Origin of the sequence: Tardiphaga sp. OK246 (genome assembly GCF_900188215.1) — a bacterium.
Lineage (GTDB): Bacteria > Pseudomonadota > Alphaproteobacteria > Rhizobiales > Xanthobacteraceae > Tardiphaga > Tardiphaga robiniae.
In genome coordinates, this window is record NZ_FZOX01000003.1 from 1046836 (window position 1) to 1071378 (window position 24543).

Below are 24543 nucleotides of genomic sequence, written 5' to 3' on the forward strand. Positions count from 1 at the left end.
AGCTCAGACCCTCTCGATGGTGCGGCGGCCAAACAATCCCTGGGGCGCCGCAAACAGCACTGCGAGGATCACGATGAAGGCGAACGCATCCTTATAGGTCGAACTGATGTACCCGGCGCCGAACGCTTCGAGCAGCCCGAGCAACAGCCCGCCCGCAACAGCACCAAGCGGATTGCCCATGCCGCCGAGCATGGCCGCGGCAAAGCCCTTCAGCGCCAACAACGTGCCGACATCGTAGCTCGTCAGGGTAATCGGCGTGATCAGGATGCCGGCCACACCACCGATGGCGGCCGAGCCGCCGAAAGCCAGCGCCATGATGGTCGTGGTGTTGATGCCGACAAGCCGTGCGGCGAACCGGTTGGCCGATGTGGCGAGCACAGCCTTGCCGAGTAGGGTGCGTTCCAGAAAGACGTAGAGCAACAGGACCATCACGGCGGTGCCGCCAATCACCCAGAAGCTCTGCGGCTGAACCGCGGCGCCCAGCATCTGCACCGGCGTATCACCGGAGAATGCCGGCAGCTTGTGAAACTGCTTGTCGAAAACGATCTGCGCCGCACCGCGCAGCAGGATCGACGCACCGATGGTGATGATGATCAGCGACACGGCCGACGCACCGCGGGCCGGCGCGATTGCGAGCCGGTACAGCGACAGGCCAAGGACGACCGACACGATGACCGCGACCAGCGCCGCAAGCGGCAGCGGCACACCGGCCGCATGAACGAACACCGTGACCATTCCGCCCAGCATGACGAATTCACCCTGGGCGAAATTCACCACGTCGGAGGCGTTGTAGACCAGGGTAAAGCCAAGTGCGACCAGGGCGTAGACGGCGCCGATCGTCAGGCCCGAGACCAGGAATTGAAAAAACTCGGGCATGCGTGCCAACGGCCTTTCATTGCCACTACAATCTGTTCTGTGTGGAGCGAGAGTGATTGATCTCCGCGCACGACGATATGTGTCGCGGAGATCGCCGTTTGTGACGTCAGGTACCGGGTGGCAACAGGGCCCAGTCGCCGCCCTTCACTTCCAGCATGCGGAAGGCGGATAGATCGAGGCCGAGATGGTCAGTCGGAGACATGGTCACGATGCCACCAGTACCGACAAAGCCTTTGGTCTTCTCGATTTCGTCGCGCACTTTCTTCGCGTCGGTGGAATTGGCGCGCTTCATCGCCTCAACCATGATGTACAACCCATCATATGCATGACCGCCAAAGGTCGAGACTGGCTGCTTGGCGGTCGCCTCGAATGTCTGCTTGTAGTCGACGACGACCTTCTTCTGCGGGTCGCCGTCCGGCAGCTTGTCGCCGACCAGAAGCGCCGCAGCCGGAAGCCGTACGCCTTCCGCAGCTGGACCGGCGAGTTCGATGAAGCTCTTCGATGCCACGCCATGGCTCTGATACAGCGGGGTCGCCGACATGCCCAGCTGCGCATAGTTGCGCGTCACGATCGCGGGCCCTTGTCCGAAACCGGGATTGACCACGGCCTGCACCCCGGCAACGCCCTTGATCTTGGTGAGCTGCGCCGTCATGTCGCTGTCGCGCGGGCCATAGGTTTCCTCGGCGACGATCTGCACGCCATAGGTCGGGGCGACCTTGACGCATTGGGCCCGCATCGACGCGCCAAAACCGTCGGTGCCGGAAATCATCGCGACTTTGGTGAAATTGCGCTGCTTGAGATTCTCGAAGATCTTCTCGCACGCCATTTTGTCTGTGTGCGGCGTCTTAAAGATGAACTTGCGCACGGGATCGACCACTTCGATGGCGCCCGCCAGCGAGATGAACGGGACCTGCGCCTCTTCGAACACCGGCACCATCGCCATGGTGGTGCCCGTGGTGGAGCCTCCGACCATCGCGACCACCTTGTCGTCCTCGATCAGACGGGTGGCGAATGTGCGCGCCTTGTTGGCGTCGCCGCCGTCATCATAGATCACGAGTTCGATCTTCTTGCCGGCCACGCCACCAGCAGCGTTGATCTTGTCGACATACATGCGCAGCGTTTTGTCTTCGGGTTCGCCGAGAAACGATGCGGGACCTGTAACCGACAGCACAGACCCGATCTTGACGGTCTGCTGCGCGAGCGCGGGGCTATAGATGGACAGTCCCGACAGCGGCAGCGCAACGGCTGCGGCAATAGCAAGGCTCTTGAAATGCGAGTGGCACGTCATCTCGTTTCCTCCCCTGTGATGGCCGCTCATTTTTGAGCGTGCCTGGCGCTTTGTGTGCATCCTAGCGGGCGAGCCGCGCCCGATGGCACCAAATCCCGCATCGACTTTTATAATTGACCGAACGGTTGGTCAATAGTAACATCTGCTTCACAACGGCGCACAGCCGGAAAAATAACAATAGGGAGGAAGTGGTGGATACGAGCCTCGTCACGACTGATTTCCGCGAAGGCTATCGCGTTCTCACGCTCAACAGGCCAGACCGGTTGAATTCTTTCAGCGCTGCGATGCATGCCGAATTGATGACGGCACTCATGGCTGCGGAAGCCGACACTTCCTGCCGTGCCCTGCTTTTGACCGGCGCGGGCCGCGGTTTCTGCGCCGGACAGGATCTCTCCGACGGCGTTTTCACGCCGGGTGAAACACCGGATCTCTCCGTAACTATTGCGACCTACTACAATCCGCTGGTTCGCAAATTGCGCAGCTTGCCGATGCCGGTAATCTGTGCCGTCAACGGCGTTGCGGCCGGCGCGGGCGCCAATGTGGCCTTCGCGTGCGACATCGTGATCGCCGCGCGCTCCGCGAAATTCATTCAGGCCTTTGCCAAGCTCGGCCTCGTACCCGATGCCGGCGGCACATGGATCCTGCCGAGACTGGTGGGCACCGCGCGGGCCCGCGCGCTTGCACTGCTCGCCGAACCCGTTCCCGCGGACCAGGCGGAAGCCTGGGGCATGATCTGGAAGTCGGTCGATGACGCCGCCCTAATGACTGAAGCGCATCGTCTCGCCACGCATTTTGCGACCCAGCCCACGGCTGGACTTGCGCTGATGAAACAGGCGCTCGACGCCTCTGAGACCAATAATCTCAACCAGCAACTCGACCTCGAATGCGATCTGCAGGGACAGGCAGGCCGTACGCCGGACTATATGGAAGGCGTGACAGCGTTCATGGAAAAGCGTGCACCGCGTTTCGTCGGGAGGCAGTGATGGAGTCGCGTGAGGCAGCAGCCGAGACCGCGGCGCAGACCATGGCCCAAGCCTGTGCCGACACGATGTGGCATAATGATCGCGCCAGCAAGGCACTGGGCATGTCGATCCGGCGGATTGCGCCCGGCGAAGCCCTGCTCGCCATGACGGTCCGGCCGGACATGACCAATGGTCACGACATCTGCCACGGCGGCTTCATCTTCACTCTCGCCGACTCGGCCTTCGCTTTCGCTTGCAATAGCTACAATCAGCGAGCTGTCGCGCAACAATGCGCCGTGACGTTCATCCACGCTGTTGCTGCGGGCGAGACACTCACCGCTCACGCCATCGAACGCTCAAAGGCCGGGCGTGGCGGCATCTACGATGTCACGGTGCGTGACAGCAAGAATATCGTCGTTGCCGAATTCCGCGGCCACTCGCGTACCATTTCGGGCGAGTTGTTGCGGCCGAATTCCACCCTAGCTCAATAAAAAGCCGATCCGGGAGGATTCCATGTTTCAAATGCCATTGCGCAAGCTGGACCAGCTCAGACCCGAGCCCACCGAACTGGACCGCTATGAAGTCGCCGCCACCGCAGACCTGCGGACCTGGCAGCTGAAGCAACTCGCATGGTCGCTGCGCCATGCCTATGACAACGTCCCGCACTACCGCGCCAAATTCGACGCCGCCGGTATTCATCCAGGCGATCTCACGAGCCTCGACGATCTCGCGAAATTTCCGTTCACCACCAAGACCGACCTGCGTGACAACTATCCGTTCGGCATGTTCGCCGTGCCCGAGCAGCAGGTCGCGCGCATCCATGCCTCGTCGGGCACTACCGGCAAGCCCACCGTCGTCGGATACACCAAGCGTGACATCGACACCTGGAGCGATGTGGTTGCTCGCTCGATCCGCGCCGCAGGCGGACGCGCCGGTATGAAGCTGCACAACGCCTATGGCTACGGCCTGTTCACCGGCGGCCTCGGCGCGCATTACGGCGCGGAGCGTCTCGGTTGCACGGTGATCCCGATCTCCGGCGGCATGACCGAACGTCAGGTGCAGCTCATCACCGATTTCAAGCCGGACATCATCATGGTCACGCCATCCTACATGTTGGCGATCCTCGATGAATTCCGGAAGCAGGGCCTGGATCCGCGCAAGTCGTCGTTGCGAATCGGCATCTTTGGTGCCGAGCCGTGGACCAACGCGATGCGCGAGGAGATCGAGGAAGCCTTCGATCTTCATGCCGTCGACATCTACGGCCTGTCGGAGGTGATGGGTCCGGGCGTCGCCAGCGAATGCGTGGAGACCAAGGACGGGTTGCATATCTGGGAGGATCATTTCTATCCGGAGGTGATCGATCCGCATACCGGGAAGGTGCTGCCCGACGGCGAGGAAGGCGAACTGGTGTTCACATCGCTAACCAAGGAGGCAATGCCGATCATCCGTTACCGGACGCGCGACCTCACCCGCCTGCTGCCCGGCACGGCGCGCGCCATGCGACGCATGGAGAAGGTCACCGGCCGAACCGACGACATGATCATCCTGCGCGGCGTCAATGTGTTTCCCACCCAGATCGAGGAAAAGCTGCAGACCATCCCTGGATTGTCGATGCATTACCAGATCGTGTTGACGCGAAGCGGTCGCATGGACGAGATGGAGATCCACGTCGAGGCCCGTCCCGAATTCTCTGCTTCCGACCTCCGTCAGGCCGCCGCCAACCGGTTGGAGCAGGCGATCAAGGACACCATCGGCATCACATCGCGCGTCATCATCCGCGACCCCGACGGCATCGAGCGTTCGGCCGGCAAGGCCAGACGCATCCTTGACCGCCGGCCGCAGAGCTAGATCCCAAGGAATCCGATTCAGCATGGCCCGTCCCCGCGCGAATAACTACGACGACAAGCGCCGCGCGATCCTCGATCGCTCGGCGGAACTGTTCTCCGAATACGGCTATGACCGTGCATCCATGAACAAGATTGCCGCCGCATGCGGGGTGTCGAAGGCAAATCTCTATCATTACTACAAGGACAAGGATGAGCTTCTGTTCGACGTCATCCGCGTCCATCTCGAAGACCTGCTGCAAGTCGTCGAGGCCGCCGACCAGCCCGATCTGACACCGGACGCGCGATTGCGCGAGCTCGTGGCGGCGCTGCTGGAGGCCTATCGCGATGCTGACGCGCAGCACAGCGTCCAGATCAGCAGCATGCGGTTCCTGTCCGACGAGCGCCAGTCCGCGTTGAAAAACATGGAGCGCGAACTCGTGCGCATCTTCTCCAGCGCGGTATCCGCGATCGCGCCGCAGCTAGCGGGTACGACGATGCTCAAGCCGGTGACCATGTCGCTGTTCGGAATGGTCAACTGGCACTACCTCTGGTTCAGAAGCCAGGGGCCGTTCACCCGCGCGGATTATGCCGACCTGGTCACGCGGCTGATCGTCGACGGCACGCGCGACCTGCTAGCGCAGCCCGCTCCGGTCCCCAAACGTGCCACCGCGCGGCGGAAGTAGCGCTGCCTACCAACTCGGGCCACTCACAAGGAAGGCGATCTCATGAAACTCGAAAGCTTCGTTTGCGGACAATGGGCCGCCCCCGGGCGCGACCTGATCGAGATCGCCAGCGCGGTGTCCGGCGACGTGGTCGCGCAAGCGACCAGTGGCGGGATCGATATGCGCAAGACGCTGGACTATGCCCGCGGCACCGGTGGCGCCCATCTGCGGCGGCTGACCTTTCACCAGCGCGCGGACATGCTGAAGAAACTCGGTCAGTATTTGACCGAGCGCAAGGAGCAGCTTTACAAGCTGTCGTTCCAGACCGGCGCGACCCGCATCGATAACACGATCGACGTCGACGGCGGCATCGGCACCCTGTTCGTCTATGCCGGCAAGGGTCGCCGTGAACTGCCCAATGCGAAATTCCTGCTCGATGGCGGCGTGGAATCGCTGTCGAAAGCCGGCAGCTTCGCCGGCCAGCATATCGTGACGCCGCTGCATGGCGTGGCGGTGCATATCAATGCATTCAATTTCCCCTGCTGGGGAATGCTGGAAAAACTCGCGCCCGCATTGCTGGCCGGCGTTCCGGTCGTGACCAAGCCCGCAACCGTCACGTCCTATGTGGCGCATGCGCTCGCGCGCATGATTGCCGAGTCCGGTATTCTGCCCGACGGCGCCTTCCAGCTTGTCGTCGGCTCGACCGGCGACCTTTTCGATCACCTCACCTGTCAGGATGTGGTGTCCTTTACCGGCTCGGCCGAGACCTCGCAGAAGCTACAGCGACATCCGGTCATTGCCCGAGAGGCCGTCCGTTTCGTCGCCGAGCGGGATTCGCTCAACGCCGCCATCCTGGCGCCCGATGCCGCGCCGGGCACGCCGGAATTCGACCTGTTCATCAAGGAGGTGGCGAAGGAGATGACGGTGAAGGCGGGACAGAAATGCACAGCGATCCGCCGCGCCATTGCACCATCCGCCCATGTCGATGCCGTCATCGCGGCGCTGCGCGAACGTCTCGCCAAGATCACTATCGGCAATCCCGAACTGGAAAGCGTGCGCATGGGCCCGCTGGTGGGACTGGACCAACGGCGCGACGTGCTCGCCCATCTGGCAAAGTTGCGCAGCGAGGCCGAACTGGTGAGCGGCGATCCCGACCGTTTTTCCGTCGAGGGTGCGGACGCCGCACGCGGCGCTTTCGTGCCGCCTTTGCTGTTGCATTGCGCGAATCCCGCCAGTGCCGTCAGCGTGCATGAGATCGAAGCATTTGGCCCGGTCTGTACCGTGATGGGCTACGACGCGCTGGATGACGCGGTCACGCTCGCCAACCGCGGTGGCGGCAGCCTGGTCGCGTCAGTCTATACGCATGATACGAAGATCGCATCCGATCTCGTATTCGGCATCGGCAGCTTCCACGGGCGCCTGGTAATGATCGATCGCGATTGTGCCAAGGAACAGACAGGCCACGGCTCACCCATGCCGCAGATGGTCCATGGCGGCCCCGGCCGCGCCGGCGGCGGCGAGGAACTCGGCGGCATCCGCAGCTTGCAGCACTACATGCAGCGCAGCGCCCTGCAGGGATCGCCTGCCATGCTCACCGGGATCACCGGAAGCTGGTCCAAGGGCGCAGCGATCGTCGAGAAGGAACGACATCCGTTCCGCTATCACTTCGAGGATCTCGATATCGGGCAGACCTTCATGTCGAAGGAACGCACGATCACACTCGAGGATATCGAACACTTCGCTCATTTTACCGGCGACACCTTCTACGCCCATATGGACGAGGAAGCGACCAAGGGACACCCGTTCTTTCCCGGCCGCGTGGCCCATGGCTATCTGCTGCTATCCTTCGCCGCAGGACTGTTCGTCGATCCCGATCCTGGCCCAGTGCTCGCCAATTACGGCCTGGACTCGCTGCGCTTCGTCAAGCCGGTGCAGCCCGGCGAAGCCATCAAGGTCCGGTTGACCGCGAAGGAGAAATCGCCGCGCAACAAGCAGTATGGCGAGGTCCGCTGGGACGTCGAGATCACCACAGCGAGTGGCGAAACCGCAGCGACCTATGAATTGCTCACCATGAACGCCGTACGGTCCTGATCCTTGTATCGGGCAGCACCCATTCGCTGCCGGCCACCACACCCTAAACTCATTCAGGAAACCACCATGATCCTCGTCACAGTGATGTATCCCGCCGGCGCCGAGACGAAATTCGACCTCGATTATTATCTGAGCAAGCATATGCCCTTGGTAAAGGAGCGCTGGACACCGCACGGGCTCAGCAACGCCCAGGTCGTCAAGGGCGTCAGCAAGCCCGACGGCAGCGCGCCGGACTTCCAGATGATGGCGCTGCTGACCTTCGGCTCGCTCGACAATTTCAAGGCTGCTGGCAAGGCGCATGGCCGTGAGATCTTCGCCGACATCCCGAATTTCACCGATACTCAGGCTACGGTTCAGATCAGCGAGATTCTGGCCTGAGCCTGTCATGGCGTCGATGATCGGTGGAGATGCACCTCATGGCCAGCACGACGGCGATCGGTAATGCGGAGCTCATCCGCGACTTTTCGTTGCAGGCGTTGCCCGACGCCTTCTATGATAACCCCTATCCAACCTATCGCGCGCTGCAGGCGCACGACCCGTTGCACAGGATGCCGGATGGTTCGCTGTTCCTGACACGGCACAGCGATCTCGAGGCCATCTACAAGGACACGACCCGCTTCAGTTCCGACAAGAAGGTGGAGTTCGCACCTAAATACGGCGTGGGCTCGCTGCTGTTCGAGCACCACACCACCAGTCTGGTGTTCAACGATCCGCCGCTGCATACGCGCGTCCGCCATCTCATTGCCGGCGCCCTCAGCCCCCGCGCGATCGCTGAAACCGAACCGCGGCTGATCGCTCTGGTCGACCGCCTGCTCGACGACATGCAGGCACGCGGCCAGGTCGACCTGATCGAGGATTTTGCTTCGGCGATCCCCATCGAGGTGATCGGCAACCTGCTTGGCGTCCCCCATGACGAACGCGGCCCGCTGCGCTGCTGGTCGCTTGCCATTCTCGGCGCCCTTGAACCATCTCTGTCGCCCCAGATGCAGTCACGCGGCGAAACCGCCGTCGCCGAGTTTCTCGACTATCTGCGCCGCCTGGTCGCGAACCGGCGAGCGCGGCCGGGCGATGCCGAACACGACGTTCTGACACGTCTCATCGCCGGCGAAACCGCTGGCGGCGAACGGCTCAGTGAAAGTGAATTGCTGCAGAACTGCATTTTCATCCTGAATGCCGGCCATGAGACCACCACCAATCTGATCGGCAATGGCCTCGAACTGCTGTTGCGCTTTCCGGAACAGAAGCAGCGCCTGATCGACGAGCCGGCGCTGATCCGCACGGCGATCGAGGAATTCCTGCGGTTCGAAAGCTCCAATCAGCTCGGTAATCGCGGCGTCGCGGTCGACACCGAGATCGGAGGAATCGCACTTCCAAAGGGCACGCTGATCACGCTGTGCATCGGCGCCGCGAACCGCGACCCCGCGCAATTTGCTGCGCCCGATCAACTCGACATCAGCCGCTCGCCGAACCGTCATCTGGCTTTCGCTTCGGGCGCCCATGTCTGCGCGGGCCTCAATCTTGCCCGCATGGAAGGCCGCATCGCCATCGGACGCTTCATGGCCCGCTTCCCGAATTTCGCAGCCGCGGGACCCGCAAAACGCGCCCGGCGCGCACGATTCCGCGGCTTCACGTCATTGCCCGTAACGCTTGGATGATTTCTTCACACCGAATGCAGGATGCTCCGTGATGACGACCTTCGACGCCTCCACTGCCACTCATCTGCTGCAGACCGTTTTTGCCCCATGGGTGCAGGACCTCGACCTCTCAATCGAAAGCATCGGCGGTGACGGCGCTGTCTTGCGTATGAAGTTTTCGGACAGGCTCTGTCGCGACAACGGCGTCGTTTGCGGACAGGCGCTGATGTCTCTGGCCGACACGGCCATGGTGTTCGCGATATCTTCGGCAGCGGGCGAATATCTGCCGATGACCACCGTGGATCAGACCATCCACTTCCTCAAACCGGCCATGCGTTCCGATCTGCTGGCGCAAGCGCGCGTGGTCCGGCTGGGCCGCACCATGGCGTTCGGCAGCGTGACGATCGAAACCGCAAGCGACGCAAAACCGGTCGCGCTGGCGCAGACAGCCTATGCGATCATGCGCGACAGCAAATGATCAGACCTGATCATAATCGACGGTGATGCGCTTAGACACCGGATGCGCCTGACAGGTTAGCACGAAGCCCGCCGCCAGCTCCCACGGCTCCAATGAATAATTGACATCCATCTGCGTATCGCCTTCGACAACCTTGGCGCGGCAGGTGCTGCACATCCCGCCCTTGCAGGCATAAGGCAGATCCATGCCGGCGCGAAGCGCTGCATCGAGAATGGATTCCCCCTCGACGATCGGCACGTCCTTGCGCTTGCCGTCCACGATGAGCGCCGCGACCGCCTTGGGCGGTGCCTCAGGAGCCACGACATGCTTGGGCCGCGGCTTGCCGCCAAGACCTGAGACAAAACGCTCGACGTGAACATGTTCTGCGGCGATGCCGAGTTCGGTGCAGGTCGCCGCGATTTCCTCGCTCATGGCCACCGGTCCGCAGATGAACACGTGATCGACCGCCTGAGCCGGCACCATCGCGCGCAGCAGAATGGAGACTTTGTCGCGATCGAGCCGACCGTAAAGGATCGGCAGGTCCTGCTCTTCCTGCGAAAGGACGTGAAACACAGAGAAGCGGCCCATGAACCGGTCTTTCAGTTCTTCCAGAGCCTGACGGAACAGAATGCCGGATGCCATCCTGTTGCTGTAGAAAAGAAAGAAGCGGCTCTGGGGCTCACGCGCGAGAATGCCCCGGATGATCGACATGATCGGCGTGATACCGGAGCCCGCCGCAAAGCCCACATGAATGCGCGCCTGCTCCGGCGCATGCGCGATGCCGAAGCGGCCGGTCGGGGTCATGACGTCGAGTTCGTCGCCCGATTTGAGCTGCTCGAGCGCCCAGCTCGAAAAGGCGCCGCCATCGACCTTCTTCACGGCGATGCGCAGTTCGCGGTCATCGGGACTTGAGCAGATCGAATAGGACCGGCGCACCTCCTCGCCATCCATCATGGTTCGCAGCGTCAGATACTGGCCCGGCGCAAACGCGTAATCCTGTTCGAGATCTCCGGGAATGGCGAATGTCATCGATACCGCATCGGAGGTTTCCCAGCGCAGATCATCGACCGCGAGACGATGGAATTTAGGGGCGTGGGACATCGGCACTCGTCCTAGTGACACTTGAAATAATCGAACGGTTCCCGGCATGCTGTGCAGCGCCACAACGCCTTGCAGGACGTCGAGCCGAATTCGGACAGCACTTCGGTCGCAAGCGACCCGCATTGCGGGCAAGCCACCTGTTGTTCGCCGAACAATGCGCGGCGGCCACCGCCGGATTGCGGCGGCGCTACGCCGTAGTCTTTCAGCTTGCGGCGGCCGTCATCGCTCATCCAGTCCGTCGTCCAGGCTGGCGACAGCACCGTTCTGATCTTCGAATTGCAGATGCCCTCACGCGCCAGAGCGAGTTCGATTTCCAGCGCGATCATGTTCATCGCCGGGCATCCTGAATAAGTCGGCGTGATCGCAACCTCGACCTGTCCGTCCACAATGGATACGTCGCGCAGCACGCCAAGATCCGCGATGGTCAGGACCGGAATTTCCGGATCGACCACTTCGGCCGCCGCAGCCCATGCGCGCGCGCGCAACGCACTGTCGCTGGTGTCCGCGGCTACCACGTTGCGCCCGGGAATGAGCGCTGCAGCGACTGCAGCTCGCTGAGAAGATGACCGAGATGTTCGCTGTGATGTCCCGACCGCCCGCCCTTCTGCATCCAGTCTTTCTTGGGGCACGCCAGCGTCGCCGTCTGCAAGACGCCGGTCACGGTGTCGGCCCAGCCGGTACGGAGGCTTTCAGGATCGACGACAAGCCGATCGGCGATCAATCCGGCATCGCTTTTATCGGTGTGAAACAGTTCGCCGGTGAAGGACCAGAGGTCGTCTACTGCGGCTTGCACACGAGCATGGCTCTCGGCCGTGCCGTCGCCAAGGCGGATCACCCATTCGGACGAATGCCGGACATGATAGGCACTCTCTTTCTCGGATTTCGCGGCGATCGCCGCCAGCGTGGCATCCCTGGAATCCATCATCGCGCGCCAATAGGCATCGGCGAAGGCCGAGTAGAAGAACTGCCGGACGATGGTGCGCGCGAAATCGCCGTTCGGCTGCTCGACCAGCAGGAGATTGCGATACTGACGGACGTCGCGCAGATAGGCGTAACCGTCCTCGTCATTGCCGTTGTCTTCGACCTTGGCCGCGTAGCTATACAGCTCACGCGCCTGGCCGATCAGGTCAAGACCCATATTGGCGAGCGCCATATCCTCTTCCATCATCGGCGCATGGCCGCACCATTCCGAAAGCCGGTGTCCCAAGATCAGCGCGTCGTCGGCACGACGCAACGCATAGAGCACCAGGGGGCTCTCAGTTACCGAGATCGAAGCTGCAGCCATGGCCTGTGATCCTGCTGGCAAGAATTCTGTTGCTGTAAGAGTATGACGCGCGCGCGAAAGAAGCAGCGCGTGCGCTGGCTCACATGTGGCCAACTTCGTCCGGCACATCGTAGAATGTCGGATGCCGATAGATCTTGGACAGTGCCGGCTCGAACATCATGTCCTTTTCGGCGGGATCCGAGGCGACGATGGTGTCCGACGGCACGATCCAGATCGACAGCCCCTCGCCGCGGCGCGTGTAGATATCGCGCGCCGCCTGCATGGCCAGCGCAGCATCCGCGGCGTGCAGCGATCCAACATGCTTGTGTGCCAGCCCGTTGCGGCTGCGAATGAAGACTTCCCAAAGCTGGATGTTCGGCGTGCTCATGATCAGCTCCTGTCCGTTCAAGCCGCGGCAGCAGCGCGGCGTGCTCGCTGCTTCTCCGCATAGGCCGTGGCGGCTTCGCGGACCCATGCGCCATCGTCATGTGCCTTGCGGCGCGCGGCGAGACGATCGCGATTGCAGGGGCCATTGCCGGCCAGCACGTCCTGGAATTCCTGCCAGTCGATGGCGCCGTAGTCCCAGTGGCCGGTCATTGCGTTCCACTTCAGATCTGCATCCGGGATCTTGAGGCCGAGATAGTCGGCCTGGGGAACGGTGGCGTCGACGAATTTCTGACGCAGCTCGTCATTGGAAAAACGCTTGATCTTCCAGCGAGTCGACTGATCGCTGTGCTGGCTCTCGCCATCCGGCGGGCCAAACATCATCAGGCACTGCCACCACCAGCGATCCAGCGCACTCTGCGCCATCGCCTTCTGTTCAGATGTGCCGTGCGACAGCGTGACCATGATCTCGTAACCCTGGCGCTGATGAAACGACTCTTCCTTGCAGACGCGGATCATCGCGCGCGCATAGGGGCCGTAGGAACAACGACACAGCGGAATCTGGTTCATGATGGCGGCGCCATCCACCAGCCATCCGATCGCGCCGATATCGGCCCAGGTCAGCGTCGGATAGTTGAAGATGGACGAATACTTCGCCTTGCCGCTGAGCATCTGGTCGACGAGTTCTTCGCGCGAGGTGCCTAGCGTTTCCGCGGCCGCATAGAGATAGAGGCCGTGCCCACACTCGTCCTGCACCTTAGCCAGCAGTGCAGCCTTGCGACGCAGGGTCGGCGCCCGCGTGATCCAGTTGCCTTCCGGCAGCATGCCGACGATTTCGGAATGCGCATGCTGGGAAATCTGCCGCGTCAATGTCTTGCGATAGGCGGCGGGCATCCAGTCATTGGGCTCGATGCGCTCCTCATTGGCGACGCGGGCCTCGAAACGAGCGGATTTGTCAGCGTCTTCCAGATGCCGGTCGTCGGCCTGCGGCGCATTCAGGGCCTGCGTATACATGCCTCGTCCTCCCGTATGTTTCCCACAACATATAACGAAAGAATCGAATATCAAGATATTTTTGTAACATAACGGCTATTGGTCCGAGAACCTGCGGGCGAGTTCCATGCCAGGCGCTGGCAATGGTCCGCCCGCGCTTGCGCCGTGTTGGTCGAGCCACTGCTCGGAGGCTGAGAGCAAGGCTCGGTAGATCCGGCCGCACAGCGCGCGCGCCTCCATAGCGGGCCAGTCGGCCGGTAGCAGCACCGGGGGCAGCAACGGGTCACGCAGCAGGACGCGACGGTACTGATGAATCAGCAGGATACGCGCCAGCATCGCATCTGCCGGCGGCAGTGCGTCCGCGCCCGCGATCCACGCCTCGAGCGGCGCGAAAGTCTTCAGAAAATCCCGATACGAATCGGCGATCCGCGGCAGCAGCCACGACTCCCCGATCAGCCGTCGCCCCATCTCGTTATCGGCCGACACCTCCAGTCGGATCGCACCGGCCACCACCGATGGCACAGCGGTGCCGGATGGCGCGACCCAGACGCCCGGCATCGGATTGCCGAACCCCGCCTCGGTCAGTGCGGCACGCGACACCTCGCGATCCCCGCCATTGGAGATCAGGAGCAATTCAAGAAGCCCCTGCCACTCGGAGGGCTGCGGGTTGTAGACATGCGCTACGGCTGACGCGAAGCGCTCCTGCCCGTCTGGAGCCAGCTTGTAGAAACTCTTGCGGCCGACCTTCTCGCGATCGAGCCAGCCGTCGGCGGCGAGACGGGACATCGCGGTGCGCACCACGCCGCCGTCGATCTCCAGCATTTCCAGAAATGCCAGCAATGTGCCGAGCCACACCGATCCGCCACGCGGCAAAATCGCGTCGCCATAGAAAGTAATGATCAGTGAGCCAGTTCGCGAGGGTTCACGCTTGAATCGGCTGACAATGCGAAAGAGCGGATGATGCGACATGGGACATCCGTAAGACATTCCAGCACGATCACCAATCCGCCCGCCCCTGCATTTTGATTGGTAGAATGAGATCCTCCGTGCGCGCGCAGCCCGGCACAAAGATCAGGATCCGGCTATGCTCGAAATATTCAGTCGATCGACGAGTCGGAATAGCCGGCAATTACCACGTCCATGCGCAGCTTACGCCATTAAGCGAAAGTTAGCAGTCGTTGCTTCGCATCATGTTGCGGGCAGGATAACAGTGGTGCCCAGGGGCGGCTCCGTACTGCGAAGCTATGCCATTGACAAAACACATTATTTTTCAGGTCTATCCGAGACGCTACCAACGTCGATACCAACAATTCGCGAATGTTGACGGAGTTTTGCCGGGACAACGAATGCCCGGCCGCCGGCGGGCGGATATTGTCGACGAGCACCACCGGCAGACTACGGCACCATTCCCGATATGGGGAGGGGCGCATTGCTTTTCGACGAGACCTATCACCTGGGAGCGTGCATCGCCAAAAACCGCTTCGATATGGATAGCAGCGAACAGTTAAAGGAGACCGATCAGGTCACTTGGGACGGCTTCAGCAACGAGGTGGGCCAGCACTTCGAAGAGGAGACGTAGCGCGCCACTGCGATCACGGCCGCGTCCAGTAGCGCTCGGTGGCATACTCGAAGCGTTGGACAGGCTCAGCCCCACCAACTGGTTGCGGCAGGATAGCATACTTCGCAGCTTCGGACACGACGGGCCTGAGAACATTGCCCGATATCTCAATCAACTAATACCCACCCTGGCCCAGCACCCGCGACGCCGATTTCAAATAGGCGAGAATCTGCCTCTACAAATGTGGCTCTGCCGCGCGAACGAAATCCGTAGCGCCTATACCCACGCCGTCGAATTCTGGCAGGAGCGTGTTCGGATGATGCGGTGGTGAGCCGACAAGCTTGACCGGTTGAGGGAGAGCGGTCGCGTCCTCAGAATGAGAGTGTGAAGGACAACACATACCAAAATGTAGCCGCGCCACTTAAGTAGCCCCCATCACGTCGACATGTTCGCTTTAAGAAGCGACAGAAGTGATTGTACTGCCACGAGTCGCCGACGTCCGACCGTTGTGGTCGCGAGATGTCCCGCTCCTATCAGTTCGTAAAGCTTAGTGCGTCCCAAACCGGTCGCCTCGCATGCTTCGTCAATCGTACAGGTGAACCGCTGAGAGAATGCAATCGTCTGCGGTTCAGCAGATTTTGGAAGTGGAGTAGCCTGTGACTGCTCTCCTCCGTTCTTCTCTCGACGTCTGTATCTCACCAAGCCTCCCAATCGCAAAGCGTTCGACGGCGAGAGTTGACCGCGCGACGAGCAACGTCAATGCGAGCAACCGAGGGCCCTCGCGTACAACAGCGTACTTCGACGGACTTTTCGAGCACATCCGGACATCAACGGCTGTGAAGAGAATTTTCGCTGACCGCATCAGCCACAATAATGAGTCGCGGCGGACATCCAAAGGTCGAGAACTTTCCGCGTCGGGCGTGAATTCTGCTAATGGCCAAAAATGAAAATGAGTAGCAGCGGCGGTTCATTCCAAGACCCCATTTGCGGGCACCGACCCCGGCATTTGCGTCCGGGATATCCGCACGGTGACTGTAGGCTCGCCATATCGACCACTGCCCTTCGGCCGACCCGCACCTTTGCGCCCACCGCCGAACGTCAATGCCTGAATTTTCTGCATGGGAGGAATCGTGCGCCGATGCGCTGAACCCGTCAAGCAGATCGGGCGCTCAACCGTCCAGCGTCACCAGCACCTCTTCCTTTCGGAATGTGCGGTCGGTCCGATAGTAGCTGTCATGGAATTCGTCGCCGTTACCAGCGAAGCCGCCGTAGAGCCCGTATTCCTGCAAGTCTTTGAAGTAGAACCCGACCCGGGTTTCCGCGAAATGATCGACGTGGAAGGCTGACACGTGCGCTGTGTCAAACAGCAGCTCGCCATCCCTCGCCTTCCAGAACTGCCCCTCGTGTTCGCGGAAATTGTACTCCCGCATACCCGTCTTGATGTGCTCATAGAGCTTCGTGTCGCTCTCCAGGCGAGCTGAGGCAACCTTGGCCTTCTCTTCGTTCTTTGAGGACCGCCACAGAAAGAAGACGCCCACAAGCGCCAGCAATATGATGACTGACCAATCCATCCCCGCCCCCCTGTTTTGCCGATAGTGGCAGCCCAGGGCAGCCCGAGCTAGAACCATCGGTACGACGCGACCAGGAAGATGACGAGGAAGCAAGCCCCCCCGATGCCCAGCCCCCTCGGCGCTAACATCGACTCCAAACAGGCCACCCGCCCAAAAGCGTCAACAGACTTCTTGGAGACACTTTGGCATCATCGAGAGTTCCGAGCCTGGATGGGCACCCGTCGCCCAGCCATAAGGCCATTTCGTCGCAGGGTTGAACCTTTCCCGCGACCGGACGTCTACCTAGCGTGGGTGGTCCCCCAAGCGCCCACATCCCCAAGACAGTAGAGAGCCCCGTTTCCCCGGCGGGGCTTTCGCTTTTTTGGTGGCGCGCAACCTGCGCATTCTGGTGCCCTGCAGCGGCCTTTGCCGCCTACTGGGCGCCGGCCATGGCCTTGTATTCTCTCAATGTTCCTCGGAGCTAGTACCTTCACGCGGGAGAGGTCCAAGATCGATCCCTTGTGCGCCCACCATTATTCAAGCGTATGCAACTATTTAGCGACGTTATTCCCTCGGAGGGTACCCCAGAAAAGCTGGGGCACAACAGGGACACCCTCGTTTCCGGCTCTCCGCCACTGCCATCACCTTCACCGGCGTCCTGAATGCGATAGAAGAACAAGGCGTGCCGCTCCCCGTCGCTGCCCACACAGCGCATCCGTGCGCCGCTCCACTTCCCCGCGCGCACGGAATGCAGCAATCCCGCTTACGACTGCGGATTGGGTTCCCTAACGTCGATGTGAGCTGAGGGTCCGTAGGTCTAATATGGGGGCCGACATCGTTTGATTCGGAGTGCTAACTTGATTGCCCTATCAGAAGACGACCTTAAGCTTTTGCGCGAAATCGCAAAAAGTGGCGGCAGGAAGTACACGGCCGGCGCGATCGATCGCACACGATACGCACGCCTCGAAACAGTTGGCTTGCTCAAAGGACAAGCGACCAACCTGAGTGACGTGATCTATGAGTTACTCCCTGCAGCGAACGAGCACATTCGCGACTAGAGACCGCTTCAAATGGCGAGGAAGTGACCGCGTCATTCCAATCTCGCCTAAGCGCCAACACCATCGATGCAGCGATCGACGCAGGCCTTACATGTGCTGTGTCCTATCGGGTGGGCGAATATGTGCGCGCCGGTCGGCTGAAGCTTGTGCTTGAAGAATTCGAGCCACCGCCGCGGCCTGTTCATGTTCTCTGTGACAGGCAAAACCGATTGCCATTAAAGCTACGCGCCTTGTAGATTTCGTAGTGCCGCGCTTGCGATTTCAACTTGAAAGAGCGGCCCTTTGACCGAATATCCAGCAGGTGTCTGCCCAGCACTTTGTGACGTCACTGCGATAACGGCGGGCTTACCTACGTCCGCTTTGCACCGGTTTTTTTCGAAAAACTCCGCCGTCGAAGCCGAGCGCTAGCTATTCTCATCAGTGAGAGAACATTATCGGGAGCGGTGGATCGGACAACAGGCTTTGCGTTGCGCCCCCGAGAATGAACTCCCGGAATCTAGAATGACCATATGCGCCCATTACCAGCAAATCCGCATCGCATGATGCTGCGGATGCCTTAAGCACTTCTCCAATCGACCGTCCCGCAGCGTCGACGTCTTCCAAGGTCACGGTAATTCCGTGCCGTGACAGGTTCTTGGCCACCTCTTCGCTCGAACGCTTCGTATCGATCTCCTTTTCATTTTGAACGGTCACGACCCGAACGTCCTTGGCCTTTTCGAGAATGCCGATTGCATCGGCGATCGCGCGCGCCGCCGTACGGCTGAAATCCCAAGCGACCATCACGGTATTGAGCTTGAACGTCTCGGCGAGCGCCCTTTCCGGAAGAATCAGAGTTGGCTTTCCTGTTCCAAAGATTACAGACTCGGCGTGCCAATGATCGTAAGAGGGTGCGGCCGGGATAATCATCAGGTCGCGCATCCGTCCGTACTCGACGAACACATCCGATACTTCATGCACGAAGCATTTCTCAAAAATTCTCTCATGGGACAGACCGGCTTTGCCCGCGACTTTTTCAAACGCGGTCAATAACGCCGCCACATTCTGTCTGCTTTTTTCGGCCTCACGCGCAGCCATCGCTGGAATGTCGATGAGAGCGTTCGAGAGAAAGCTCCCCGGCACCTCGTGGTGAATCTCACAAGCGACGGCAGCGAGATGACATCCCAACACCGACGCAAATGACACCGCGGACTGTATCGCAGGAGAAGGGGTCGGCTCGGGATAGCTGGTCAACCCAAGGATCAGATCTTTGAATGCCATCGGTATCTCCACTGGAGCTGTTCAAGCTCACGCTCACGTTGCCGACCGGCGCGGGCACGTCAGTCTCTCCCGCCGCCTTCGTTGACGATGAATACTTAGCGCCGCTCCACATAGGCACTTTTGATCTGGGTCAACTGCGCCGACAAACTTCGTGCGACTCTTGTTACAACCGGATGGGAATGCGGGATTGATCTTCCTAGCTCCCGTTCGGCGAACAAAATCACCAGCGGAGCCTTATTGCGCTGCCTCAAAACAGGGGCGACGATCGTCGCCTAACATGGAGGAGTATTTGGTCGACAGCGTGTGGAGTTGATAAACAATGGATCGCTTCCACCTCAAAGCTCCCCAGAGCGAAGACACGGCCGATGTCCTGTTCGCCTTGGAAGTCGAGCCGAAAGCAGGCTTGTCTAGTTCAGAGGCCAAGCAACGACTCTCCGTTTGCGGGGCCAATGAAATGCAGTCAAGACCGAGAGCCGAAATACTTTCGATACTACTGCATCAGTTTCAGAGCCCCGCAGTCATCCTACTGGCGATCGCTGTTGTCGTGGCGCTTGCCCTCCGAGAGTGGGAGGAAGGCGTCTCAATTATTGTCGTTCTGGTAATCAATGCGGTGATCGGCTTCGCGACTGAGTTCAAGGCCATCCGCTCCATTGAGGCCATAAGAGCCTTGGCAAGTCGCTCATCCAGAGTGCTCCGAGACGGTGAAGTTTGCGTGATTCAAGCAAAGGAGCTCGTTCCAGGGGACATCGTGTTACTCGACGCCGGCGATGTGATTCCTGCAGACTTGCGGTTGATCGAAACAGCGAACCTGGAAGCCGACGAATCCACATTGACTGGAGAATCGGTGCAGATCGGCAAAACAACAACACCCGTTCGCGCGGACGCGCGCCTCGCGGATCGCACCTCTATCGCTTTTCAGGGCACAAACATCGTACACGGAACTGGCGTCGGCGTAGTCGTCGCCACCGGCACGAATACAGAACTGGGTCGGATCTCGAAACTGGTTGCTGATGCCAAAACGGAGACGTCGCCGCTCGAGAAGAAGCTTGCGCGTCTATCGGGGCAGCTGATCTGGCTGACCTTGGTTCTGGCGACTCTCACTGCCGGGCTCGGCCTGCTTCAAGGCAAAGACCCGTTCCTTATGATCGAAGCTGCCATCGCGCTGGCGGTCGCCGCTATTCCCGAAGGGCTACCGATCGTCGCGACGCTCGCGTTGGCCCGCGGCATGTGGCGGATGGCACAAAAAAATGCCCTCGTCGAACGACTTGCAGCCGTTGAAACACTCGGTGCCACCACCGTGATTCTGACCGACAAGACAGGAACGCTGACCGAAAACCGCATGACTGTGCAACGTATCTGGCTCCCGTCCGGAGAGGTTCGCCTCGCCACAAATAGCTTTGGGTCAAGCGAGGGCAGCAACGTCATCCCTCCCGGTGCCGCAGCGGAGATACAAGAAGCTCTTGAGGTTGCAGTGCTTTGCAACAACGCGACGCTATCGGACGTCGTAGGCGGAGACAGCGGCGACCCGATGGAATTGGCTCTCCTACGCGCCGGTCGGATGGCCGGGCTGGACCGACACCGCCTGCTCCATGACAATGCCGAAGTGTCCGAGCTCGCATTCAACATCGAACGCAAGATGATGGCTACGATCCATCGTCATGAAGGGGACTACATCGTTGCCGTGAAAGGCGCGCCAGAAGCGGTGCTCTCGTCCGTGATCTTGGACGAACCAATGCGCAGAGAGTGGCTGGCGCGCGCTGCGGCGCTCGGCGCGCAGGGTCTCCGCGTCCTCGGCCTTGCCAAGAAGACTGCAAGATGCGGCGCCGACTTCTCCTTCGATGCATCCACATTTCTCGGCCTGGTGGGCCTCGATGATCCACCGAGACCAGACGTGCCTGCGGCAATCGGCGCGTGCCGCGATGCCGGCATTAGAGTGATCATGGTCACTGGCGACCATGCGGCGACAGCACGCAGCATTGCTGGACAAGTCGGCCTAGGTGGCGAGACGCCGCGTATAACCGCAGGCACGCAACTCACCAGACACAATGGCTCTATCGACACTGAGCTGCTGAAGTCTGACATCTTCGCGCGGGTAAGCCCGACGGAGAAACTGGAGCTTGTGCGTTTGTTTCAGGCTTCCGGTCAGATCGTTGCAATGACGGGCGATGGCGTCAACGACGCACCGGCCCTCCGCCAGGCGGATATCGGCGTCGCCATGGGCTTGAGAGGCACGGATGTGGCTCGGGAAGCGGCTGCCATGATCCTCTTGGACGACGCATTTCCTACCATCGTGGAGGCAATCCGTAACGGGCGCGTCATCTTCGATAATATCCGCCGCTTCGCGATCTATCTCTTGTCATGCAATCTCGCCGAGGTTCTGACCGTTGGCATTGCCATGATTTCCGGACTTCCGCTTCCGCTTCTTCCGATCCAGATACTGTTTCTGAACCTGGTCACAGACGTCTTCCCGGCCTTCGCTCTCGCCATGGGCGAAGGCGATAGAGACGTCCTAAAGCGACCGCCTCGGAGCCCAAAGGAACCGCTTCTCGGACGTGCTCAATGGATCGAGATATCCTTGCACGGCGCATTTTTGACCATGGCGACATTCGGCGCCCTAGCGGCCGCGCGCTACGGACTGCTCTTGAGTGAGACTGAGACCGTGACGGTCGCGTTCTTAACGCTGGCCTTCAGTCAGCTCTGGCACGTCTTCAACATGCGCGACCGACGTTCGAGCGCCGTCGACAATGACGTCAGTCGAAACCCCTGGTTGTGGGCCGCGCTTGCACTTTGTGCCGGCATCATCCTTGTTTCGGTATATTCACCCTATTTTGCGCGGATGTTGCACGTATCGCCGCCCGGAGCTGATGCGTGGGTCGTCATCTCCACCATGAGCGTGCTCCCGTTGATCGGGGGCCCGCTCATTGCTCGACTATCGGTGTGGCTGAAGCGTTATGGTAGGCAGCCGCGCTCACAGATGTCGCCGGACGCGGCTCCCCTTTAAACATTGACGGAACGCAACGTTTCGAACAAGGCCGGTAGTACAATCGGCCGCAGCAACGAGGCCATTGGGCTATAGTGCAAATGACATCGCTCGCTCAGCTACGTCGACGCGCTTTTTCCGCATTGGAGCGCCATGAAGAGTCCGATTGGCTCGGCCTCATCGTGCATGGGCTGATCATTTCCGTCATCTCGCTTTCGCTTATCGCAACCGTGGCCGAATCCGTTCCGAGCCTGTTGAGCGAATATCATTCCCTTTTGAGGGCCATCGAGTGGACCGCGGCAACGGTACTAACGTGCGAATTGGCTGCCCGGGTTTGGACCGCGGTCGAACATCCGCAGTTTAGAGCGCACAACCATGCCGTTGCGCGAACGCGGTTTCTCCTGAGCATCCACGGCCTGATCGACCTTGTGGCGATTGCGCCGTTCTGGCTCAGCTCGTTTGTCGCTGGCGATCTGAAGATCCTGCTCGTCCTACGGTTTCTGCGGTTCTTGAAGCTTTCACGATATTCCCCCGCGACACGTGCCCTCCTCGATTCGCTCTATAGCGAACGGCGTGCGTTGAGCGGGTGCCTTATTCTCATTGTCGGGGCAGCATTGATCTCGGCGGCGCTCATGCACTTTGCAGAACATCAGGCGCAGCCGGACAAGTTCGGCACCATACCGGAAGCGCTGTGGTGGGCGATCGTAACGTTGGGTACCGTTGGATACGGAGATGCGGTGCCCATCACCGCGTTGGGACGGTTGATCGCTGCGCTCACGATCTTTTGCGGCCTCTTGATGGTCGCATTGCCTATCGGAATCGTGGCTTCATCGTTTGCCAACGAGGTTCATCGACGTGACTTTCTCATAACATGGGGTTTGGTTGCACGCATCCCCTTGTTCAGCACCCTCAGCGCGGCCGAAGTGGCGGAAGTCATGTCCATGCTGCGGGCGATCAGGGTGGGCGCAGGCACGGTCATAACGAGGCGCGGAGAGGCCGCCCACTCAATGTATATTATCGTCGATGGCGAAGTCGCGCTCAAACTCAAGCATCAGCATATTCGTCTGGTCGGTGGTCAGTTCTTCGGCGAGGTCGCGGTATTGCGGAGGGCGAAGCGGTCTGCGACGGCGACAGCAGTGGAGGCGACGCGTCTCCTTGTCCTGGACGCATCCGACCTTCACGGATTGATGGAACGCCAGCCCCTCCTAGCGGACCGCATAAAGCAGGCAGCCAGCACCAAACTCGGCCATGAGATTTACGCCGATGACACAGACCTTAGTCCGAATGAGTATTCCGGTGCGCCGCCCCAATAGTTCCACATCGTGCGCGCTGATTATTTTGCCAACTCTTCTGCCATGGAGCCGTGGGTGATCAGGCAACGGGGAGTCGTGGTGAGCTACAGCGACTTGTTCGGACCCACCTTCTTCGATGCGGCGATTGCGAATGTCTCGGTAAGATCGACATCCGGCTGCAGGAGGGCCAGATGCCGAACTGGAGCGTCGAAGCGATAGGTATTTGGGCAGCCAATACCTACGCTCTAAGCGAGACTGCAGCCGATGCTGCTTCGCGAGTTGGGCAATACGATCTCAATTGGCCGGACGTTACCTAGAGGCCCGAAGATGGTTGAGTTCGCTCTGTTGGGACACGTCCGATTGGAAAGCCGCCGCGCGCGCAGCGGTCGGTTCGACCCGCAATTTCATAAAGTTTTTTGACCCACGTCAAAGTCTTGGGAGCCGCGCGGATCAACATGGCGCACAAGTGCATAATTAAACTAGGTCCCCCATGGAGGCATCAATGTCTGAAAACAACGGCGTTCCGCACACCGTCCCTGCGATCGCAATCGCGCTAGGCCAACGCGCCGCTCAGGCGGCGGCAGTCCAATCCGAACTCGCCAAAAAGGTGGGCGAAATAAATCAGCATTGGCTCGAACGGATTCAGAAAGACTCGACCGAAGTCTGGCAATTGCTGTTCAAGTTCGGTGGAACGCCCGCAGTCGGCGAAAAGATCAAGCTTTGCGAACAATGGATTGAGGGCGCGATGAAGAACGCCGCCGACGATGCCAGCTACGCGCTGGACAGTGCACGGGCTCTCGGCGAGCTCGAAATGCGCTTTTTCTCGCCGGCCGGCGCCGCGGAAACGGAACCATCGAAAGATGCTGCGGTGTCCCGAAGCGCATGATCCAAGACGGCTCCCCGCGGCCCCGCGGGATAAGGCGCGACCGGGAGGCGCTCATGCCGATTGAACACGAATGGCAAAGCATCCAATCCGCTCCCGATGATCGCGATCTTGAACTCGCGGTCATCGAGAGCGAGGTACCCCATGCGCTCGTTTTCCCCTGCCGTCGCAGGCCGGGAGGCTGGATACACTCAGAAACCAGGGCAAAGATCAGGGTGGAGCCGACCCATTGGAGGCTCTGGCAGAAATCCGACTAGCGGCCGGATCACTTGCCGGATTGCGGTCGGTTCTTCAGCGATGACGCGAGCTTTACCTCTTCCTCGGCCAGCAGCCGCATGAGCAACTTTCGCTTGTCGTCGTTCGTTTCGGTTTCGATTAGCCGTTTAAAATGCGCGATGTTGAGGTCTGCTACGCTTTTGTCCATGGC

The 24543-nt window shown here is 60.4% G+C and carries 25 protein-coding genes; 13 read left to right on the top strand and 12 right to left on the bottom strand.

Translation table 11 applies throughout. From position 1 onward, the window contains the following. Window positions 1-3: 3 nt before the first annotated feature. Entirely contained in the window at window positions 4-876 is an 873-nt protein-coding gene (locus tag CHC01_RS17850; RefSeq protein ID WP_089265539.1) for a branched-chain amino acid ABC transporter permease, read from the bottom strand. Window positions 877-982: 106 nt separating this feature from the next. Beyond that, window positions 983-2164, bottom strand: a complete 1182-nt coding sequence (locus tag CHC01_RS17855) for an ABC transporter substrate-binding protein (RefSeq protein ID WP_089265540.1) — start codon at window positions 2162-2164, stop codon at window positions 983-985. 191 nt (window positions 2165-2355) lie between these two features. On the opposite strand from CHC01_RS17855, the gene paaG reads away from it, so the two are divergent. The 8 genes from paaG to CHC01_RS17895 all read left to right on the top strand — a co-directional run bounded on the left by paaG (window position 2356) and on the right by CHC01_RS17895 (window position 9817). Next, window positions 2356-3147 (top strand): 2-(1,2-epoxy-1,2-dihydrophenyl)acetyl-CoA isomerase PaaG, encoded by a 792-nt coding sequence (paaG, locus tag CHC01_RS17860; protein ID WP_089265738.1) that lies wholly within the window; start codon window positions 2356-2358, stop codon window positions 3145-3147. Beyond that, entirely contained in the window at window positions 3147-3617 is a 471-nt protein-coding gene (paaI, locus tag CHC01_RS17865; RefSeq protein ID WP_089265541.1) for a hydroxyphenylacetyl-CoA thioesterase PaaI, read from the top strand. Before paaG ends, paaI begins: the two co-directional genes overlap by 1 nt. A gap of 22 nt (window positions 3618-3639) precedes the next feature. Further along, on the top strand, window positions 3640-4974 hold the full coding sequence (paaK, locus tag CHC01_RS17870) for a phenylacetate--CoA ligase PaaK (protein WP_089265542.1): 1335 nt from the start codon (window positions 3640-3642) through the stop codon (window positions 4972-4974). 22 nt (window positions 4975-4996) lie between these two features. After that, the gene (locus tag CHC01_RS17875) at window positions 4997-5635 is read left to right on the top strand and encodes a TetR/AcrR family transcriptional regulator (protein ID WP_089265543.1); all 639 of its coding nucleotides are present in this window, start codon (window positions 4997-4999) and stop codon (window positions 5633-5635) included. A 42-nt stretch (window positions 5636-5677) separates the two neighbouring features. Further along, window positions 5678-7705, top strand: a complete 2028-nt coding sequence (gene paaZ / locus CHC01_RS17880; protein ID WP_089265544.1) for a phenylacetic acid degradation bifunctional protein PaaZ — start codon at window positions 5678-5680, stop codon at window positions 7703-7705. 66 nt (window positions 7706-7771) lie between these two features. Then, window positions 7772-8083 (top strand): EthD family reductase, encoded by a 312-nt coding sequence (locus CHC01_RS17885; protein ID WP_068734791.1) that lies wholly within the window; start codon window positions 7772-7774, stop codon window positions 8081-8083. Between the two features lie 38 nt (window positions 8084-8121). Continuing rightward, entirely contained in the window at window positions 8122-9360 is a 1239-nt protein-coding gene (locus CHC01_RS17890; RefSeq protein WP_089265545.1) for a cytochrome P450, read from the top strand. Between the two features lie 31 nt (window positions 9361-9391). Then, window positions 9392-9817 (top strand): PaaI family thioesterase, encoded by a 426-nt coding sequence (locus tag CHC01_RS17895; RefSeq protein ID WP_089265739.1) that lies wholly within the window; start codon window positions 9392-9394, stop codon window positions 9815-9817. Here the strand turns inward: CHC01_RS17895 and paaE are convergent, their stop codons facing one another. The 6 genes from paaE to paaX all read right to left on the bottom strand — a co-directional run bounded on the left by paaE (window position 9818) and on the right by paaX (window position 14507). Beyond that, complete coding sequence (gene paaE, locus CHC01_RS17900) at window positions 9818-10897, bottom strand: 1,2-phenylacetyl-CoA epoxidase subunit PaaE (RefSeq protein WP_089265546.1); 1080 nt, start codon at window positions 10895-10897, stop codon at window positions 9818-9820. A gap of 11 nt (window positions 10898-10908) precedes the next feature. Beyond that, the gene (paaD, locus tag CHC01_RS17905) at window positions 10909-11412 is read right to left on the bottom strand and encodes a 1,2-phenylacetyl-CoA epoxidase subunit PaaD (protein ID WP_089265547.1); all 504 of its coding nucleotides are present in this window, start codon (window positions 11410-11412) and stop codon (window positions 10909-10911) included. Next, on the bottom strand, window positions 11406-12182 hold the full coding sequence (gene paaC, locus CHC01_RS17910; protein WP_089265548.1) for a 1,2-phenylacetyl-CoA epoxidase subunit PaaC: 777 nt from the start codon (window positions 12180-12182) through the stop codon (window positions 11406-11408). The genes paaD and paaC overlap by 7 nt, the downstream gene beginning before the upstream one ends. Window positions 12183-12261: 79 nt before the next feature. Further along, entirely contained in the window at window positions 12262-12549 is a 288-nt protein-coding gene (paaB, locus tag CHC01_RS17915; protein WP_089265549.1) for a 1,2-phenylacetyl-CoA epoxidase subunit PaaB, read from the bottom strand. Window positions 12550-12566: 17 nt separating this feature from the next. Further along, on the bottom strand, window positions 12567-13559 hold the full coding sequence (gene paaA / locus CHC01_RS17920) for a 1,2-phenylacetyl-CoA epoxidase subunit PaaA (RefSeq protein WP_089265550.1): 993 nt from the start codon (window positions 13557-13559) through the stop codon (window positions 12567-12569). 75 nt (window positions 13560-13634) lie between these two features. After that, entirely contained in the window at window positions 13635-14507 is an 873-nt protein-coding gene (gene paaX, locus CHC01_RS17925; RefSeq protein WP_089265551.1) for a phenylacetic acid degradation operon negative regulatory protein PaaX, read from the bottom strand. A gap of 460 nt (window positions 14508-14967) precedes the next feature. Here paaX and CHC01_RS32625 point away from each other — a divergent pair, with 460 nt between their 5' ends. Then, window positions 14968-15117 (top strand): hypothetical protein, encoded by a 150-nt coding sequence (locus CHC01_RS32625; protein ID WP_176454620.1) that lies wholly within the window; start codon window positions 14968-14970, stop codon window positions 15115-15117. Between the two features lie 414 nt (window positions 15118-15531). Here CHC01_RS32625 and CHC01_RS33510 read toward each other — a convergent pair whose 3' ends face one another. Then, window positions 15532-15795, bottom strand: a complete 264-nt coding sequence (locus CHC01_RS33510) for a helix-turn-helix domain-containing protein (protein WP_210421680.1) — start codon at window positions 15793-15795, stop codon at window positions 15532-15534. A 470-nt stretch (window positions 15796-16265) separates the two neighbouring features. Then, window positions 16266-16667: a hypothetical protein gene (locus CHC01_RS17935; protein ID WP_141137115.1), complete on the bottom strand. Its 402-nt coding sequence runs from the start codon at window positions 16665-16667 to the stop codon at window positions 16266-16268. A gap of 836 nt (window positions 16668-17503) precedes the next feature. Between CHC01_RS17935 and CHC01_RS17940 the strand changes: the two genes are divergently transcribed. Next, a complete protein-coding gene (locus tag CHC01_RS17940) occupies window positions 17504-17704 on the top strand; it encodes a hypothetical protein (protein WP_141137116.1) in 201 nt (66 codons plus the stop codon). A 417-nt stretch (window positions 17705-18121) separates the two neighbouring features. Here the strand turns inward: CHC01_RS17940 and CHC01_RS17950 are convergent, their stop codons facing one another. Continuing rightward, window positions 18122-18961, bottom strand: a complete 840-nt coding sequence (locus tag CHC01_RS17950; RefSeq protein WP_089265555.1) for a universal stress protein — start codon at window positions 18959-18961, stop codon at window positions 18122-18124. Between the two features lie 319 nt (window positions 18962-19280). Between CHC01_RS17950 and CHC01_RS17955 the strand changes: the two genes are divergently transcribed. The 3 genes from CHC01_RS17955 to CHC01_RS32875 all read left to right on the top strand — a co-directional run bounded on the left by CHC01_RS17955 (window position 19281) and on the right by CHC01_RS32875 (window position 24119). After that, the gene (locus CHC01_RS17955; protein WP_089265556.1) at window positions 19281-21962 is read left to right on the top strand and encodes a cation-translocating P-type ATPase; all 2682 of its coding nucleotides are present in this window, start codon (window positions 19281-19283) and stop codon (window positions 21960-21962) included. An 80-nt stretch (window positions 21963-22042) separates the two neighbouring features. Further along, on the top strand, window positions 22043-23254 hold the full coding sequence (locus tag CHC01_RS17960) for a cyclic nucleotide-gated ion channel (RefSeq protein WP_089265557.1): 1212 nt from the start codon (window positions 22043-22045) through the stop codon (window positions 23252-23254). A 649-nt stretch (window positions 23255-23903) separates the two neighbouring features. Further along, a complete protein-coding gene (locus CHC01_RS32875) occupies window positions 23904-24119 on the top strand; it encodes a hypothetical protein (protein WP_210421681.1) in 216 nt (71 codons plus the stop codon). A 262-nt stretch (window positions 24120-24381) separates the two neighbouring features. Here the strand turns inward: CHC01_RS32875 and CHC01_RS32630 are convergent, their stop codons facing one another. Beyond that, window positions 24382-24540 carry a hypothetical protein gene (locus CHC01_RS32630; RefSeq protein ID WP_176454621.1) on the bottom strand — a complete coding sequence of 53 codons (159 nt, stop codon included), beginning with the start codon at window positions 24538-24540 and terminating at the stop codon, window positions 24382-24384. Window positions 24541-24543 lie beyond the last annotated feature (3 nt).

Excerpts from the sequence above, each read along its gene's own strand:
- CHC01_RS17855 (WP_089265540.1), bottom strand. The coding sequence starts at position 2,164 with ATGACGTGCCACTCGCATTTCAAGAGCCTTGCTATTGCCGCAGCCGTT.
- CHC01_RS32630 (WP_176454621.1), bottom strand. The coding sequence starts at position 24,540 with ATGGACAAAAGCGTAGCAGACCTCAACATCGCGCATTTTAAACGGCTA.
- paaX (WP_089265551.1), bottom strand. The coding sequence starts at position 14,507 with ATGTCGCATCATCCGCTCTTTCGCATTGTCAGCCGATTCAAGCGTGAA.
- paaZ (WP_089265544.1), top strand. The coding sequence starts at position 5,678 with ATGAAACTCGAAAGCTTCGTTTGCGGACAATGGGCCGCCCCCGGGCGC.
- paaB (WP_089265549.1), bottom strand. The coding sequence starts at position 12,549 with ATGAGCACGCCGAACATCCAGCTTTGGGAAGTCTTCATTCGCAGCCGC.
- CHC01_RS17960 (WP_089265557.1), top strand. The coding sequence starts at position 22,043 with ATGACATCGCTCGCTCAGCTACGTCGACGCGCTTTTTCCGCATTGGAG.
- CHC01_RS17950 (WP_089265555.1), bottom strand. The coding sequence starts at position 18,961 with ATGGCATTCAAAGATCTGATCCTTGGGTTGACCAGCTATCCCGAGCCG.
- paaI (WP_089265541.1), top strand. The coding sequence starts at position 3,147 with ATGGAGTCGCGTGAGGCAGCAGCCGAGACCGCGGCGCAGACCATGGCC.
- CHC01_RS17875 (WP_089265543.1), top strand. The coding sequence starts at position 4,997 with ATGGCCCGTCCCCGCGCGAATAACTACGACGACAAGCGCCGCGCGATC.
- CHC01_RS17935 (WP_141137115.1), bottom strand. The coding sequence starts at position 16,667 with ATGGATTGGTCAGTCATCATATTGCTGGCGCTTGTGGGCGTCTTCTTT.
- paaC (WP_089265548.1), bottom strand. The coding sequence starts at position 12,182 with ATGGCTGCAGCTTCGATCTCGGTAACTGAGAGCCCCCTGGTGCTCTAT.
- paaE (WP_089265546.1), bottom strand. The coding sequence starts at position 10,897 with ATGTCCCACGCCCCTAAATTCCATCGTCTCGCGGTCGATGATCTGCGC.
- CHC01_RS17850 (WP_089265539.1), bottom strand. The coding sequence starts at position 876 with ATGCCCGAGTTTTTTCAATTCCTGGTCTCGGGCCTGACGATCGGCGCC.
- paaK (WP_089265542.1), top strand. The coding sequence starts at position 3,640 with ATGTTTCAAATGCCATTGCGCAAGCTGGACCAGCTCAGACCCGAGCCC.
- CHC01_RS17955 (WP_089265556.1), top strand. The coding sequence starts at position 19,281 with ATGGATCGCTTCCACCTCAAAGCTCCCCAGAGCGAAGACACGGCCGAT.
- CHC01_RS17895 (WP_089265739.1), top strand. The coding sequence starts at position 9,392 with ATGACGACCTTCGACGCCTCCACTGCCACTCATCTGCTGCAGACCGTT.
- CHC01_RS17885 (WP_068734791.1), top strand. The coding sequence starts at position 7,772 with ATGATCCTCGTCACAGTGATGTATCCCGCCGGCGCCGAGACGAAATTC.
- paaA (WP_089265550.1), bottom strand. The coding sequence starts at position 13,559 with ATGTATACGCAGGCCCTGAATGCGCCGCAGGCCGACGACCGGCATCTG.
- CHC01_RS17890 (WP_089265545.1), top strand. The coding sequence starts at position 8,122 with ATGGCCAGCACGACGGCGATCGGTAATGCGGAGCTCATCCGCGACTTT.